This window comes from Amycolatopsis vastitatis (assembly GCF_002234595.1).
In the GTDB taxonomy this organism is placed as follows: domain Bacteria; phylum Actinomycetota; class Actinomycetes; order Mycobacteriales; family Pseudonocardiaceae; genus Amycolatopsis; species Amycolatopsis vastitatis.
Window position 1 is genome coordinate 192,445 of record NZ_NMUL01000006.1, and the last position, 15,617, is coordinate 208,061.

Annotated in this window: 14 protein-coding genes and 1 pseudogene; 11 read left to right on the forward strand and 4 right to left on the reverse strand. The window is 72.1% G+C overall.

Annotated features, from left to right (window positions below):
* Positions 1-30: 30 nt before the first annotated feature.
* From CF165_RS06960 to CF165_RS07000, 9 genes and pseudogenes are all read left to right on the forward strand, one after another.
* Positions 31-519: a MarR family winged helix-turn-helix transcriptional regulator gene (locus CF165_RS06960; RefSeq protein ID WP_093946584.1), complete on the forward strand. Its 489-nt coding sequence runs from the start codon at positions 31-33 to the stop codon at positions 517-519.
* Between the two features lie 802 nt (positions 520-1,321).
* Entirely contained in the window at positions 1,322-2,152 is an 831-nt protein-coding gene (locus tag CF165_RS06965) for a hypothetical protein (RefSeq protein WP_143268461.1), read from the forward strand.
* 106 nt (positions 2,153-2,258) lie between these two features.
* The gene (locus CF165_RS06970) at positions 2,259-2,564 is read left to right on the forward strand and encodes a DUF1883 domain-containing protein (RefSeq protein ID WP_093946586.1); all 306 of its coding nucleotides are present in this window, start codon (positions 2,259-2,261) and stop codon (positions 2,562-2,564) included.
* A gap of 73 nt (positions 2,565-2,637) precedes the next feature.
* Positions 2,638-2,751, forward strand: a pseudogene (locus tag CF165_RS52475) (MSMEG_6728 family protein); the annotation flags it as partial.
* Positions 2,752-2,906: 155 nt separating this feature from the next.
* The gene (locus tag CF165_RS06980) at positions 2,907-5,429 is read left to right on the forward strand and encodes a glutaminase domain-containing protein (RefSeq protein WP_093946587.1); all 2,523 of its coding nucleotides are present in this window, start codon (positions 2,907-2,909) and stop codon (positions 5,427-5,429) included.
* Positions 5,430-5,451: 22 nt separating this feature from the next.
* Entirely contained in the window at positions 5,452-6,594 is a 1,143-nt protein-coding gene (locus CF165_RS06985) for a type III PLP-dependent enzyme (RefSeq protein ID WP_093946588.1), read from the forward strand.
* Positions 6,587-6,946 (forward strand): adenosylmethionine decarboxylase, encoded by a 360-nt coding sequence (gene speD, locus CF165_RS06990; protein ID WP_093946589.1) that lies wholly within the window; start codon positions 6,587-6,589, stop codon positions 6,944-6,946. Before CF165_RS06985 ends, speD begins: the two co-directional genes overlap by 8 nt.
* Positions 6,946-7,818 (forward strand): spermidine synthase, encoded by an 873-nt coding sequence (locus tag CF165_RS06995; protein WP_093946590.1) that lies wholly within the window; start codon positions 6,946-6,948, stop codon positions 7,816-7,818. The genes speD and CF165_RS06995 overlap by 1 nt, the downstream gene beginning before the upstream one ends.
* Before the next feature lie 210 nt (positions 7,819-8,028).
* Positions 8,029-8,628, forward strand: a complete 600-nt coding sequence (locus CF165_RS07000) for a DUF4360 domain-containing protein (protein WP_240521476.1) — start codon at positions 8,029-8,031, stop codon at positions 8,626-8,628.
* Between the two features lie 269 nt (positions 8,629-8,897).
* Here the strand turns inward: CF165_RS07000 and CF165_RS07005 are convergent, their stop codons facing one another.
* The gene (locus CF165_RS07005; protein ID WP_167441379.1) at positions 8,898-9,332 is read right to left on the reverse strand and encodes a MarR family winged helix-turn-helix transcriptional regulator; all 435 of its coding nucleotides are present in this window, start codon (positions 9,330-9,332) and stop codon (positions 8,898-8,900) included.
* Positions 9,333-9,406: 74 nt separating this feature from the next.
* Here CF165_RS07005 and CF165_RS07010 point away from each other — a divergent pair, with 74 nt between their 5' ends.
* Positions 9,407-11,473, forward strand: a complete 2,067-nt coding sequence (locus CF165_RS07010; protein ID WP_093946592.1) for an MMPL family transporter — start codon at positions 9,407-9,409, stop codon at positions 11,471-11,473.
* Between the two features lie 15 nt (positions 11,474-11,488).
* Here the strand turns inward: CF165_RS07010 and CF165_RS07015 are convergent, their stop codons facing one another.
* From CF165_RS07015 to CF165_RS07025, 3 genes are all read right to left on the reverse strand, one after another.
* Positions 11,489-11,887 carry an ATP-binding protein gene (locus CF165_RS07015; RefSeq protein ID WP_093946593.1) on the reverse strand — a complete coding sequence of 133 codons (399 nt, stop codon included), beginning with the start codon at positions 11,885-11,887 and terminating at the stop codon, positions 11,489-11,491.
* Between the two features lie 257 nt (positions 11,888-12,144).
* The gene (locus CF165_RS07020; RefSeq protein ID WP_093946594.1) at positions 12,145-13,314 is read right to left on the reverse strand and encodes a VanZ family protein; all 1,170 of its coding nucleotides are present in this window, start codon (positions 13,312-13,314) and stop codon (positions 12,145-12,147) included.
* 74 nt (positions 13,315-13,388) lie between these two features.
* On the reverse strand, positions 13,389-13,583 hold the full coding sequence (locus tag CF165_RS07025; RefSeq protein WP_093946595.1) for an antitoxin: 195 nt from the start codon (positions 13,581-13,583) through the stop codon (positions 13,389-13,391).
* A 268-nt stretch (positions 13,584-13,851) separates the two neighbouring features.
* Between CF165_RS07025 and CF165_RS07030 the strand changes: the two genes are divergently transcribed.
* Positions 13,852-15,549, forward strand: a complete 1,698-nt coding sequence (locus CF165_RS07030) for an alkaline phosphatase family protein (protein WP_093946640.1) — start codon at positions 13,852-13,854, stop codon at positions 15,547-15,549.
* Positions 15,550-15,617: the final 68 nt, after the last annotated feature.

The following is a 15,617-nucleotide window of genomic DNA, read 5'->3' on the forward strand; positions in this document are numbered from 1 at the left end:
GCGCCCCTGCCCGGCGGCGCGGAAGGTGCCATGATGGGCGGCGTGAGCACCTCCGCCCAGCAGCAGCCAGCCGGTGCGCCGTTGACCCTGTACCTGGTCAAGCGGCTCGAGCTGGTGATCAGGGCGCTGCTCGACGACGCGCTGCGGCCGCTCGGGCTCACGACGCTGCAGTACACCGCGCTGACCGTGCTCGAAGCCAGCGGGGCGCTTTCGTCCGCGCAGCTGGCCCGCCGGTCGTTCCTGCGCCCGCAGACCATGCACGAAATGGTGCTGGCCCTGGAAAAGCGCGGGCTGATCGCGCGGACCCCGAAGGCGGGCAACAAGCGCGTGCTGCTCGCCGGCCTCACCGACGCCGGCCGGGCGCTGCTCGCCGACTGCGCGCCACCGGTCGCGGAGGTGGAACAGGCCCTGCTCGCCGACATGAGCCCAGGCCAGCGCGCGACGTTCCGGGAAGGTCTGCAGCACGGCGTCACGGCGCTCGGCGCGCTCTCGGGCCACCGCCGGTCTCAGGAAGCCTGATTTCACGGAGACGTATCGAGGACCGGGCGTCCGGCCGATCGGCCTCGCCTGACTGGGTGCCTCCGTAAGGGTTGCCGAAGCGAAAGAACTAGGCCGGACGAGTGGAAGCGCCGGGCGGTCCGTAGCACGGGTGTGGGGTCCGGCGTTGGAGGGTACGTCCCAGACCTGCTCTCGCATCTGGAGGTTCACCAACGTGACCGGGGCTCGCGACGTGGGCGGCGCATCGGTCGCCGCGCGGCGGCTGCTGGTACTGGCCGGAGCCGTGGCAGGCTTCTGGTTGGTGTCATGGCTGACGTCCGCCCACGCCGACGCGGCTCCAGGCGTGACGCTGCCCGGCCTCCCGGACCCGATCGGCATCGTGGTGGGTGCGCCTGCTCAGGGCAAAGGGCCGGTCGCGAACGCGGCCCGGTCGGCCAGGGCGAGTACTGCCGGTGCCGCGACGGCGGCGACCGATGAGGTAGCCCGAGTCGCGGCGGCCTCGGCTGCGCGCGCGACGGCTCCTGGCGGGGATGTCTCGCCGCGTGCGGTGGTGGGGTCGTTGTCGCGGGCCGGGGGAGCTGTGGTCTCGCCGGTGACTGGTGCTGCCGCTGCTGTGGTGGGGCGGGGTTCGCGGGATGCGGGGGCTGTGGTCTCGCCGGTGACTGGTGCTGCCGCTGCTGTGGTGGGGCGGGGTTCGCGGGGTAAGGGAGCTGTTGTCTCGCCTGGGATCGGCGCTGGCGGTGCGGCGGTGGCGCCGGTGTCGCGGGCTGCGGGAGTTCTTGTTTCGCCGGTGTCTGGTGCTGGTTCCGTTGTCGTGGAACCGGTGTCTCGCGTTGCGCGTTCGGCCGGGTCGGTGTCGCAGGCCACCGAAGCCGTGGTCTCACCGGTGACCGGCGCCGCCGCGGCGGTGGTGTCGCAGGTGGTGGCCTCCGCCAAGCCGGTCGTCGCTCCGGTGTCGCGGGCCGTCGGGGCCGTGGTCTTGCCCGTGACCGGTGCGTTGGCGCCCGTCTCGCAGGTCGTGCGTTCCCTCGACCCCATCCTGGCCGGCGTGACCCGGCCGGTGGCCGGGCTCGTCGCTCCGCTGACACATACCGTCGGCGGGCTCGTCGGTCCGGTGCTCGGTGCCGCCGCTCCGCGGCTGCCGGGCCTCCTCGCTCCGGTCGCCGCCGACCTGCCCGTCGTCGCTCCGGTGACCGGCGTCGTGGGCCCGGCCGGCCGCAATCCCGGCACCGTGCCCGGCAAACTGATCGAGCTGAGCCATCAGGCCGATCCCTTGACCCCCTCCGCCAGTGGAGCGGAAACCCTGGTGCCGGCCGGGAAATTCGTGGCCGCCGCGGCCCGGCCCGCGGACGTGGCCAGGCCGACGGCGTCCGAGCCGGACTGTCACGGGACCGCCGGCCCCGGCTCGCACCGGGCACCGGCTTCGGCACACCCGGCCGTGAGCGCTGCCCGCGTCCCCGGGCACGGGCCGCCGGCTCCGGCCCCGCCTGGGGCGCCCGCGCCGTCCGATGTCACCTGCGGTGCCGGATCGCCGATCCCGCCCGCCTTCCTTGCCTCCGACCACGGGCCCCGCGATTTCAGGGTCTTCACGCTGGCGCACGGGGTCTTCGTGCCGCTGTGGCGGCCCTGCGAACCGGGCACCGGCCCGGGTTAGTCCCGTCCCGTCCTTCCGCCCCGTCGTGCGCTCCGCGGCGTCGTTCCGCGCTGCCCGCGACCGCAAAAACCCTTATCGGAACAATCACGCTTGGAAGAGGGACGAAATGGAAGCGAACGTGTTCGACCTCGGGAAGGTGCGAAGAGACGCGGTGGTCACCATCCGCCTGGACGCGATGGCCAACGTCAGGCTGCTGACCAAGGTCAACTTCCAGGCTTACCAGCGCCGGCAGTACTACCGGATGCACGGTGGGGTGGCCACCGCACCGATGTTCAAGATCCACATCCCGGCCAACGCCCACTGGTTCCTGGTGCTCGACGTCGAGGGGCTGGAAAACCTGCCCCTGCGCCCGCGGGTGAGCGTCGAACCCGACGCGGCCGTCACATCCCGGGGACGCACCCGCCTCCGGTGAGCCACATCGCCCCCTGCGCGGCCCCGATCCGGTGGTCGGGGCCGCGCAGGGACACGCGGCCGTGTGAGAGGCCTGTGCCTGCTTCACCGCCGGCGCCCGGACGCTCGACCGGCGCCGGCTCGGCGAGCAGCGCGGGGAGGCGATGCAGGTCCTGCGCGCCCTCGTGATCCCCGGCTACGGCTGGCGCTGCCGAGCCGTGCGTGGCCGTCCGAAAGGGCACCGGACCTGCGGCATCACTGGTCCGCTCCCTCCGCACCCACCGACCATCGGCGGATTTACAACGTTGTACCAACGATGTAACAGTGATCGTGCTCGGCTCGCACGCCGTGGAAGGGGCCACCGATGTCCTCCCGAGAACGCGCTCACCTCACCCGCCGCGACCTCCTTCACCTCGCCGGGGGCACGGCCGCCGCCGTCGCCGCGGCGCTCTGGTTGCCCGGTACCGCGGCCGCGGGCACCTTCAGCCCGATCCGGCCGCCCGCCACCCCGCTGATCGTCCGCTCGCCGTACCTGTCCACCTGGCAGCCCGCCGACAACCTCGCCGGCACCTGGTCGAGCTTCTGGACCGGCCACGTCACCGCACTGTGCGGCCTCGCCCGCATCGACGGCGCCGCCTACGTCTTCGCCGGCGCGCCCGCCCTCACCCCGATGACCCAGGTGAGCCTGCAGGTCACCGGCACGCGCTCGATCTACGTCCTGAACGGCGGCGGCGTGAACCTCACCGTCACGTTCTTCTCGCCGGTCGACCCGGCCAACCTGCAGCGCCAGTGCGTCCCCTTCGGCTACGTGACCATCCAGGCCGCCAGCGCCGACGGCCGCGCGCACGCCGTCGACCTGCACTTCGACACCTCCGCCGAGTGGGTGCACGGCAGCACCTCGACGCCGGTCACCTGGGCCCAGCAGCAAACGAACGGCTACACCCTGCTCAGCTGCACCCCGGCGAGCCCGGGCGTGCTGCAGGAGAACGGCGACCAGGCCAGCTGGGGCTCCCTGGTCCTGGCCGCGCCAACGTCCGGCGTCACCTGGCAGATCGGGCAGGACACCGTCGCGCGCGCCGCTTCGGCGAGCCAAGGCGCGCTGAACAACACCAGCGACACCGCCCAGCCGCGCGCGATCAGCGACCGCTGGCCGGTGCTGGCCTTCAACAAGAACCTCGGCACCATCCCGGCCGGCGGCTCGTCCACGCCGTTCACGATCTCGATCGGGCACGTCCGCACGCCCGCCGTCCGCTACCTCGGCACCGAGCTGCGCCCCTGGTGGACGCACTACTGGGGCAGCTGGCCGGACATGGCGGTCTGGTTCGCCAACGACTACGCGAGCGCGCTGAGCGCGGCGACCGCGATCGACCAGCGCCTGCACGACGACGCCGTCGCCGCGGCCGGCGGCGGCAGCACCGGCGAGCACTACGCCGGGATCTGCGCGCTGGCGCTGCGCCAGGCGTTCGGCGGCACCGAGCTGGTCGACTCCGGCGGCGCGCCGTGGGCGTTCCTCAAGGAGATCTCCTCCAACGGGAACATGTCCACAGTGGACGTCACCTACCCGGCGTTCCCGGCCTACCTCTACTCGTCACCCGCCTACCTGCGGTTGCTGCTCGAACCCCTGCTCGACTACGCCGAGCGCGGCGGCTGGCCGATGGCGTTCGCCGAGCACGACCTCGGCACGCACTACCCGGACGCGACCGGGCACAACGACGGCAACGAGGAGAGCATGCCGGTCGAGGAGTCGGCCAACCTGCTGATCATGGCGGCCGCACTGGTGCAGCGCCTGCCGTCGGCCGAGGCCGCGGCCTTCGCGAACACGCATTACCGGATCCTGCGGCAGTGGGCGGAGTACCTGGTCGCCAACACCCTCGACCCGGGTTTCCAGAACCAGACCGACGACTTCACCGGCTTCATCGCGCACAGCGCGAACCTCGCGCTGAAGGGCATCATCGGCGTCGGCGCGATGGGGATCATCGCCGCCGCCACCGGCAACACCGCCGACGCGCAGCGGTACCGGTCGACGTCCCGCGGCTACGTCAGCCAGTGGGTGACGCTCGCCGAGGACGGACAGCACCTGCGGCTCGCCTACGACCAGCCCGGCACGTGGAGCCTCAAGTACAACGGCTTCGCCGACCGCGTGCTCGGCCTCGACCTGGTCCCGCTCGGCGTCGCGGCCCAGGAGGCCGCCTGGTACCAGTCCCACGCGGGCGCCCACGGCGTCCTGCTCGACCCGCGCAACAACTACACGAAAGCCGACTGGGAGCTGTGGACCGCGGCGTGGCTGACCGACCAGCCGAACATCCGCACCACCCTGGTCGAGGGCGTCTACAGCTTCGCGAACACCACGCCGCAGCGGGTGCCGTTCACCGACTGGTACGTCGTCGCCGACGCCACCCAGCGCGGCTTCCAGGCCCGGCCGGTCGCCGGCGGCTACCTCGCGCTGCTCACGCGTCCCGCGGCGTCGGCGACGGTGTGGCGGAAGCTCCAGAACCAGCGGTCGGGCAAGGTGCTCGCCGTGTCGGAGATGTCGCTCGCCGACACCGCCGAGGTCACCCAGTGGTCGGACAACGGCACGGCCGACCACCTGTGGGCGGCCGTGGACAACGGCGACGGGACCGTCCGGATCGTCAACCGCAACAGCGGCAAGGTCCTGGCCGTGCACGACCAGAGCCTCGACAACGGTGCCCACGTGCAGCAGTACCGCGACAACGGCACCCCCGACCACAACTGGCGGATCGTCGACGCCGGCGGTGGCTGGTCGAAGCTCGTCAACGTCCGCAGCGGCAAGGTCATGGCGGTCGACCAGCAGTCCACGGCGGACGGCGCCCAGGTGACGCAGTGGGACGACAACGGGACTCCGGACCACCTGTGGCGGTTCGTCTGACGCCGTTTGCGACACTGGCGCCGTGTGCGCCGACCCCATCCGCCGGTTCCTGGACGAGCGGGACCCGCCGACCCCGTGCCTGGTCGTCGACACCGACGCCGTCGCGGCGCGGGCGCGCGAGTTCCGCTCGGCGTTCCCCGGCGCGCTGATCCGGTACGCGGTCAAGGCGAACCCGGCGCCGCCGGTGCTCGACGCGCTGGTGGCGGCCGGGATCGGCTTCGACGTCGCCGGCCCGGCCGAGCTCGCGCTGTGCCTCGGCCGCGGTGCCGGCCCGGCCGAGATCGCCTACGGCAACCCGATCAAGAAGCCGCGCGACATCGCCGGCGCGTTCGAGCGCGGCGTCCGCGAGTTCACCTCGGACGCGCCCGCCGACGTCGACCACCTGGGCCGGTACGCCCCGGGCTCGGCCGTGTCGATCCGCGTGGTGCTCGACGCGCCGGACTCCGCGACGCCGTTCGGCCGGAAGTTCGGCTGCGAACCGGCCGAGGCCCTCGACCTGGTCCTGCGTGCGGCCGCGCTGGGCCTGCGGCCCGGCATCGCGTTCCACGTCGGGTCGCAGCAGCCGGACGTCTCCGCGTGGGAGATCGGGATCGCCACGGCCGCGAAGCTGTTCGCCGAAGCGGAGGCGCAGGGCGTCAGGATGACGCGGCTCAACCTGGGCGGCGGCTTCGCGACTCCGCACCGCACCGCCGTCCCACCACTGGCGGCGTACGCGGAGACGATCGCGTCGGCGCTCGACTCGCACTTCCCGGCCGGGCGGCCCGAACTGCTGCTGGAGCCGGGCCGGGTGCTGGTCGCGGACGCGGGCCTGCTGCGGACCGAGGTGGTCCTGGTCGCGAACCGGGGCGAACGACGCTGGGTCTACCTCGACATCGGCCGCTACAACGGGCTCGCCGAAGCCGAGAACGAAGCGATCGCCTACCGGTTCGAGCCGGTCGGCCACCACGACGGCCCGGCCGGGCCGGTGGTGCTCGCCGGGCCGACCTGCGACGGCGACGACGTGCTGTACCAGCGGACGCCGTACGAACTGCCGCTGTCACTGCGGACCGGCGACCGGCTCGACCTGCCGGGCACCGGCGCCTACACCGCGAGCTACGCCTCGGTCGGGTTCAACGGGATCGAGCCGCTGCGGACCCACTGCGTCGGGCGGTGGGGCGATGTCTGAGGTCGGCCGGTTCGCCGGGCGGCACGTGCTCGCCGAGCTGCACGGCGTCGACCCGGGCCTGCTCGACGACACCGCACGGCTGGGCGAGCTGCTCCGGGCGGCGGTGACCGAGGCGGGTGCGACGGTGCTCGACGTCGTGGCGCAGCGCTTCGCGCCGCAGGGCGCCACGGTGATCGCGCTGCTGGCCGAGTCGCACGCCTCCGTGCACACCTACCCCGAGCACGGGTCGCTCTTCGCCGACGTGTTCACCTGCGGCGAACGTGCCGATCCCGAGCAAGCGCTGCGGTTGCTGGCGAAGTCGCTGGACGCCGCTTCGGTCCACCTGTCCGTCCTCCACCGGGGAGAACGCTGATGCCCTCGATCCACGAACCGGTCGGCGACGGCCTCACCCGCGTCTGGGAGGTCGGCGACGTGCGGTTCCACGCGCGCACGCCGTACCAGGAGGTGCTGATCGGGAAGACCGCGCAGGGCGTTTCGCTGTTCTGCGACGGCGAACGCCAGAGCACCGAGGCGAGCCAGCTGCTGTACCACGAGGCGCTGATGGTGCCCGCGCTGCTGCTGGCCGAGCAGGTGCGGCGGGTGCTCGTCATCGGGTCGAGCGAAGGAGTCGCGTGCGAGCTGGCCGTCGCCGCGGGCGCCACGCTCGTCGACCACGTCGACATCGACGCCCAAGCCGTCCGCGCCTGCGCCGAGCACCTGCCCTACGGCTACACGCCGGCGGACCTGGCGCGGGCCGAGCGCGGGGACGGCCCGATCCGGGTGTCCTATGAGGACGGATGGGCGTTCCTGGCCGCGGCCGAGAGCGCCGGCGACACCTACGACGTGGTCGTGATCGACCTGCCGGACGAGAACGCCGATCCCGGCGCCCAGCACAATCGCTTGTACGGAACGGATTTCCTCGGCCGCTGCGCGCGGCTCCTCGCCCCAGGCGGGGTGGTGACCTGCCAGGCGGGCTGCCCCACGCTGTGGCGCAACGAGACGCTGCGCGCGTCCTGGCGGCGGTTCCGCGAGGTGTTCTCGACGGTGCTGTACTTCGGTTCGGACGAGCACGAGTGGGCCTTCCTGTCGGGCCGGGCCGACCCGGTCGCGCAGCCGGGCGCGCTGGTGGCGCGGCGGTTCGCCGAGCGGGGGAGCGGGGCGGTGACGCTCGACGCCGCGGCGCTGCTGGGCGGCTCGACCCCGCCGTATTCGCTCCGGCGCGACATTGGTACAGACCAGTCTTGACCTTCGATTATCCGTATATCCCGCCTGGGGAAACCTGAAATTGCGGGAAATGGATTTCCCGTACTCCGTCGTCTCGTGTTACTCCGTTCAGTGGCCGTCGGAAAGGTTGCGATCGCGCTACGATCCTCTCCGCGCGCGATCAGCATCACCATCAAGGCACCGTGGCCCATTTGGAGGAGCGTCATGCTCGGTATGTCGGTCGTAGCCACTATGATTCTGTCCGCGCTCGTCGCACCCGTCGATTCTCCGGCGACGTCGGTTCCGACCGAAAAAATCACGCTCGACATCAAGACCATCAACGGCTCCGGCTGCCCGGCCGGCACGGCCACCGCGTCGGCCGACGTGGCGTCGGACAACACGGCGTTCACGGTCCACTACACGAACTTCACCGCCAAGGCCGGCGGCGGCGCGTCCGCCCTCGAGGCCCGGAAGAACTGCCAGATCAACGTGCTCGTCCACGTGCCGCAAGGGTTCACGTACGCGATCGCCTCGGCGGAGTACCGCGGCTTCGCGCACATCGAGAGCGGAGCGAGCGCGCTCGAGCAGGCCAACTACTACTTCGCCGGGACGTCGCCGACCGCTCGCGTACGGCACACGTTCCCCGGTCCGTTCCACGGCGTGTGGCGGGCGGTCGACGCCACCGACGTGGCCGACCTGGTGTTCGCGCCGTGCGGTGAGAGCCGCAACCTGAACATCAATGCGGAACTGCGTGCGGACGCGGGCGGCTCCTCCGGTGGAACTTACATCGAAATGGATTCCGAACACGCGAGCGTGGACACGATTTACCACTTCGCGTGGAAGGACTGCTGAATTCCGCTGCATTGCCCGCGGGCGGTTCGCTCACCGGAATCCTCTCGGTGAGCGAGCCGTTCGTGCGGGCTGAACGGGCGTGACCAGCAAGGTCACGCCCGTTTCGCCGTCACGGCTTACCTCGCGGCAGGCGCGCGCTCGGTCTCGGTGTCGGCCACGAAGCGGCATCGTCGTTCGAACCGCTCCATCAAGACGGTAGCGATCAGGACGGCCACTGGGGTGCTCACCGCGATCCACATGAAAGAAGATCTACCCAGCTTCGCGGCCTCTCAATCACCCGCGGAAAGCCGCGTGATCAGGTCCAGCAGCCGCGCGCGGAACGCGCCGTCGTCGCCGAGGCCGCCGAGCAGCGCGGGTTCGGCGCGCACGGCCTGCTCGTGCACGGTCCGGCCGTGCGCGGTCAGCCGCGTGAGATGACGGCGGGCGTCCGCCGGATCGGGTGCCCGGGTGACGAACCCGGCCTTGGCCAGCCGGTCGAGCGTGCGGCTCATCGTCTGGTCGGTCACCTGGCAGCGCTGGGCCAGCGAGCGCTGGGGGAGTGGTCCGTCACGCAGGGTGTGCAGCGCGATCAGCCCCGCGTGGGTGAGCCCCATGCCGGCGAGGACGGCCGCCCAGCGTTGCTCCGCCAGCCGTGCGGCCACGGCCAGCAGCCTGCCGGTGGGCCAGGTGCTCAGGTCGGGTTCGGGGGTTGTGCTCACCGTCACTCCGGGTCATCGTGCAGAATGTTCAGCTTGCTGAACAATTGGTCGTGTTCTCGCTGGAAGGGACCTTAGCGACCATGAACGAGACCCCGCGCCGCCTCCGCTGGCTCATCCCCGCGCTCCTCGTGGTCGCCTGGCTCGCCGTGGGCGGCTTCGGCGGGCCGTTCACCGGGAAGCTGAGCGAAGTCGCGAAGAACGACAACGCCGCCTTCCTGCCGCGATCGGCCGAGGCGACCGAGGTCTCCGACGAGCAGAAGGCGTTCAGCTCGCGCCAGGTGCTGCCGGCGACGGTCGTCGCCGAGCGCACGACCGGCCTGACTCCCGAAGACCGCCGGTTCCTCGACGCGAAGGCCCGGGAACTGGCCGGTGTGCCCGGCGTCGTCGGCCCGCTCGGCCGGCCCGAGCAGGCCCCGCGCGACGACCAGGCCGTCCAGCTGGCCGTGCCGATCCTGGCCGACGGCAACCCCGCCGACGTCGTCAAGGAGGTGCGCGCCCGGCTCACCGGTGCCCCGGCCGGGCTCACCGTGCTGGTCACCGGGCCTGCCGGGCAGATCGCCGACCTGGTCAAGGCGTTCGGCGGGATCGACGGCGTCCTGCTGCTCGTCGCGGGCGGCGTGGTCGCGCTCATCCTCGTCGCGGTCTACCGCAGCCCCCTGCTGCCGTTCCTGGTGCTGCTCTCGGCGGTGTTCGCGCTGGGGCTGGCCGCCCTCGTGGTCTACCTGCTGGCCGAGCACGACGTCCTCGCGCTCAACGGCCAGAGCCAGGGCATCCTCTCGATACTCGTGTTCGGCGCGGCGACCGACTACGCGCTGCTGGTGGTCGCGCGGTTCCGTGAGCAGCTGCGCGACACGCCGAGCCGGTTCGACGCGCTGAAGCTCGCCTGGCGCGCGACGCTCGAACCGATCGCCGCCTCGGCGGGCACCGTCATCCTCGGGGTGCTGTGCCTGCTGTTCAGCGACCTGAACTCGAACAAGGGCCTCGGTCCGGTCGCGGCGATCGGCATCGGCGCGGCGCTGCTGGCCTCCACCACGTTCCTGCCCGCGGCGCTGGCGCTGTGCGGGCGCGGCGCGTTCTGGCCGTTCAGACCCGCACTCGGCTCGCCCCACCCGGAAACGGCGGGGATCTGGGGCCGCGTGGCACGCCTGGTCGGCCGCCGTCCGCGCACGGTCTGGGTGGTGACGGCGCTCGTGCTCGGCATCGGCGTCGCGTTCGTGCCGCAGCTCAAGGCCTCCGGCACCGCGCAGTCCGACGTCTTCCTCGACGAGGTCGAATCCGGGACGGGGCAGCAAGTCCTCGGCCGCCACTTCCCGGGCGGCCTGGGCGCGCCGGCCGTCACGACAGCCGACGCGGGCGCGCTGCCCGCCGTCCTGCGAGCGTCCACAATAGACGGTGTGGCCCAGTCGTTCCCGCTGCCCGGCCCGGACGGCCGTCCCCAGGTGGTCGGCGGCCGGGTGCAGATCCTGTCCGTGCTCGACGATCCGGCGGACTCGGAGGCGGCCGTCGCGACCGTCGGCAGGCTGCGCGAAGCCGTCCACGCGGTGCCCGGCGCGAACGCGAAGGTCGGCGGCCCGACCGCCATCCAGCTGGACACGCAGGAGACGTCCGCGCGCGACCGTGCGATGATCATCCCGATCGTGCTGCTGGTGATCTTCGCCGTGCTGGCCCTGCTGCTGCGGTCGCTGCTCGCGCCCCTGCTGCTCATCGCGACGGTGGTGCTCTCGTTCGCGGCGACGATGGGCGTGTCGGCGCTGGTGTTCAACCACGTCCTGGACTTCCCGGGCGCCGACCCGGGCGTGCCGCTGTTCGGCTTCGTCTTCCTGGTGGCGCTGCGGATCGACTACAACATCTTCCTGATGACCCGCGTCCGCGAGGAAGCACTGACCCGTGGCACGCGGGAAGGCACGCTGCGCGGGCTGTCACTGACCGGCGGGGTGATCACCTCGGCCGGGGTCGTGCTCGCCGCGACGTTCTCCGCGCTCGCGGTGATCCCGATCCTGTTCCTCGCGCAGATCGCCTTCATCGTCGCCTTCGGGGTCCTGCTGGACACGCTGCTGGTGCGGTCGCTGCTGGTCCCCGCACTGACCGTCGACGTCGGGCGCCGCATCTGGTGGCCCTCGGCGCTCGCCAGGGAACCGGCGGCGTGAACTCCGGCGCCGGGGTCAGCCGGGCGCGCCGGCCGTGTCCTGGCCGGTGGGCAGCTCGGCCCAGAGGGTCTTGCCGCCCGGCCGCCGCAGCTGGCCCCACGCCGCGGCGCAGCGCTCGACCAGCAGGAGCCCGCGGCCGCCCTGCTCGGACGGGGCCCGGCGGCGGGCCGGCTCGCCGCCGGCGTCCTCGACCTCGATCCGCAGCTTCGCGGCGCCGGTGAGCAGGCGGACGTGGTAGGGCGCGCGGCCGTGGCGCAGCGCGTTGGACGTCAGCTCGTCCACCACCATGACCGCGGTGCCGACGATGTTCGCCGGCAGGCCCCGGAGGACCGTGCGGACCCATTGGCGGACCTTGGCCAGCTCGGTCAGCTCGGCCGAAATGCCGAGTTCGTGCCGGATCGCTCGTAGTTTCACGTCCGCCTCCTTCGCGGTGCCGGACCCGGAAGAAGAGCCCTCTCCTTCTTCATGCCCGGATCCGCGCCCGTCGACACTGGTATCGGAGGCTGTCATGGTTCTTCGCACGCACGGAGTGCGGACGTCCAGGTGCCGGGCCGCGTCGCGTCGGTGGTCATGCGGGCTCCAGGATGGGGGACGGGGACGCGGGCTGGCGGCTCAACCTGCTCCGTCCGCAATCTACCAGCGCCGCCGAGCCCGGGCAGCGCGGTGCCGCTTCACCGTCCTTTAAGGACTTCCCGCGTGCGGGGTTCGGCCGCCGGCTCGGCGGGCACGGCGCCCGGCGGCACGATGGCGGTGTTGACGGTGCGGGTCAGCCGTTCGTAGGGCGCCCGGTGCTCGTCGTCGAGCAGCACCGCCAGCGGCGTCCAGACGCCGACCACGAACACCGCCGCCGCCAGCGCGACGGGCAGGAGCAGCTGTTCCGGGTGCCGGCCGAGGTCCCAGTGGTCCAGGTCCAGCACCAGCCAGGCGAGCCACAGCGGCGAGAACAGGACGCCGTTGCGGACCAGCAGCGCGACCGGTCCGGCCCGCCGGCCGCTCCGGCGCGTCACGCGCAGCAGCATCGCCCGCTTGCCGGGCGTCGAGCCCGTCACCGCGGGCAGTACCACGAACCACACGACGGCGAGGATGGCGACCGGCGTGTCGCGGTGGTGCAGGTCCTCGCCGAAGAGCGTCAGGAGGCCGAAGAGGAACCCGAGCAGCGCGGCGAACCCGAGCAGGTCGGTGACCAGCGCGAACAGCCGCCGGGTGAAGGTGACCTTCGCGGCGTAGCGGCGCCGGTCGTGCTCCGGTTCCGGCGGCGGCAGGAGCCGCCCGAGCGGGCCGGCCAGCAGCCAGCCCGCGACCACGCCCGCGGTGTTGAGCAGCAGGTCGTCGACGCTGAACAGCCGGTACGGGCACGGGTAGACGAACCACAGGCCGGTCAGCTGGGTCAGTTCGAAGAACAGCGAGACGCCGAAGCCGACCAGCGTCGCGGGCACCAGCCGCATCCGCTGGGCGTACCGCACGTAGAAGCCGAGCGGCGCCAGCATCACGACGTTCAGCGCCGTGGTCCAGACCGCCGGGTTGTGCAGCAGCGCGACGGGGCCCCAGTGGCCGCGGGCCCGCTGGGAAACCACTTCGACGAAGTAGAACGGCCGCAGCTGCGGAGAGCTGGCGTAGGTGTGGCCCGTGCAGTACCCCGGGTCGGCGGGCAGCGGCAGGACCGTCTGCATCGCGATCGCCAGCAGGTAGAACAGGAACGCGTAGAAGACGAACGTCGGCCAGCCGCCGGCGCGGCCCCGGCGGCGGTAGCTGACGAACGCGGCGGGGAGCATGACGGCCAGCGCGACGAGCGGGAAGAGGAGGAGGGCGGTCCGGACGGGGACGAGGTAGGTGGCGACCACGGAGCCGGTGGTACCCAGCCTGCGGAGGTGTGAAGCGTGGTTCCTCCGGTCGGCTGGGCCTCACCGGCGGTGACTCACTGCGGCGGGGCGTCCTGCTGCCCGCCACCCTGCTTGTGCAGGTAGTCCTTCACCTTCTCCGAGCCCTGGTCGATCTTGTCGGCGTGGTCGCCGAAGCGCTGCTTGGCGGCTTCGGCCGCCTTGTCGACACCCTGGTCGGCCTGGTCCGGGTGCTTCCCGAGCGCTTCCTTCGCCTTGTCGAACAGATTCATCGCTCTCGACCTCCGTTCGGAAACTGATCTTCGGACCCTTCGAGGAGAACACCGCGGGCGGGGCCCCGCAACGCCTGCTCACCTGTCGTGGGGATTCGGGCGTTTCCGCGGGTGAACGGCCTCCATGGGGGTTTCGGCGGGGGCGGTCCCGGGTACCGTCGCGGCGCCGCGTGAACCGCGGGCCGCCGTGGCTCGTATATCCGGGTGACGAATCGCCGTCCCGCCGCAGGGACGGGTGGACACCGCGCACCACGACGTGAGGCTCTCCATGGTTGGAAACACCGGTCTGCCGCTGGGGCGGCTCACCCGCCGCACCCCGCACCTGCCCGACTTCGGGTTGTCGCAACCAGGACAGTGGCGGCAGGCCTTCGCGAGCAGTGTTCTGACCGTGCTGGCCGCGCTGCTCGTGCTGTTCGGTCTCCTCGCGCCGGACGACCTCTCCTCGGTCTCCGCCGTCGCGCTCGTGCGCGTGCCGGTGGAGGGCCTCATCGTCGCCGTGTTCGTGCTGGTCCTGCCGCCGCGGGCGCGGCGCGTCGCCGCCGTGGCCACCGGGCTGGTCCTCGGGCTGCTCACCCTGCTGAAGGCCCTCGACACCGGCTTCTACGCGACGCTCGAGAAGCCGTTCGACCCGATCTACGACTGGAGCTTCTTCTACGCCGGCGTCGAGTTCCTCGCCGGGCAGATCGGCGACGCGGCCACCGTCGCCGCGCTCGTCGGCGCCGGGGTGCTCGCGGTGGCCGTCGTCGTGTTCATGGTCCTCGCCATGCTGCGGCTGAGCCGCATCGCCGCCGGGCGGCGGACCGGGGCGACACGGGTCGTGGCCGTGCTCGGGGTGGTCTGGATCGTCTGCTCCCTGTTCGACGTCGAGATCGCGCCGGGGCAGCCGTTCGCCGCGCAGAGCGCCGCCGCGCTGGCCTACGGCGACCTGCGCCAGGTGGGCGCGGACCTGCGGGACCAGCGGCCGTTCGGCGAGGTGGCGGCCGACGACGCGTACCGGACCACCCCCGGCGACCAGTTGCTCAACGGGCTGCGCGGCAAGAACGTCGTCCTCACCTTCGTGGAGAGCTACGGCCGGGTCGCCCTCGACGACCCGGGCTTCGCGCCGAAGATCGGCGCCACGCTCGACGCGGGCACCGCGCAGCTGCGCGCGGCGGGCATCGGCGCGCGGAGTGCGTTCCTCTCCTCCTCGACGTTCGGCGGGGGCAGCTGGCTGGCGCACTCCACAGTGCAGTCGGGCATGTGGATAGACAACCAGCAGCGGTACAACGACCTCCTCGCCAGTGACCGGCTGACCCTCGGCGGCGCGTTCCAGCGGGCGGGCTGGAAGACCGTCTGGGACGTGCCCGCCCACACGAAGGACTGGCCGGAAGGGCAGAAGTTCTACCACCCGGACGCCTACTACGACGCCCACCACGTCGGCTACCAGGGGCCGGGGTTCGCCTACGCCACCATGCCCGACCAGTTCACCATGTCGATGCTGCAGCGCACCGAGCTCGCGAAGGCGGGACCGCGGCCGGTGATGGCCGAGGTCGACCTCGTCTCCAGCCACGCGCCGTGGTCGCCGCGGCCCTGGCTGGTCGACTGGAACCAGGTCGGCGACGGGTCGGTCTTCAACCCCATGCCGGCCGCGGGCGAGGCGCCGGAGTCGGTCTGGAAGGACCCCGCGAAGATCCGCGACGCCTACCGCGACGCCGTCGACTACTCGCTGAAGACGCTCATCTCCTTCGTCCAGCACTACGGCGACGACAACCTCGTCCTCGTGTTCCTCGGCGACCACCAGCCGCCGGTGGTCGCCCCGCAGGGCGCGGTGCACGACGTGCCGATCACCATCGTGGCGAAGGACCCGAAGGTCCTGGACCGGATCTCCGGCTGGGGCTGGCAGGACGGGCTCCACCCCGGCGCGCAGGCACCGGTGTGGAAGATGGACTCCTTCCGCGACCGTTTCCTGACCGCGTTCGCCCGCTGACGACCGGCGCCGGTCACCGGCTAGCCCGGATGGAGCAGTGTCGTGACTTTCCGCTGCACGCGGATTCA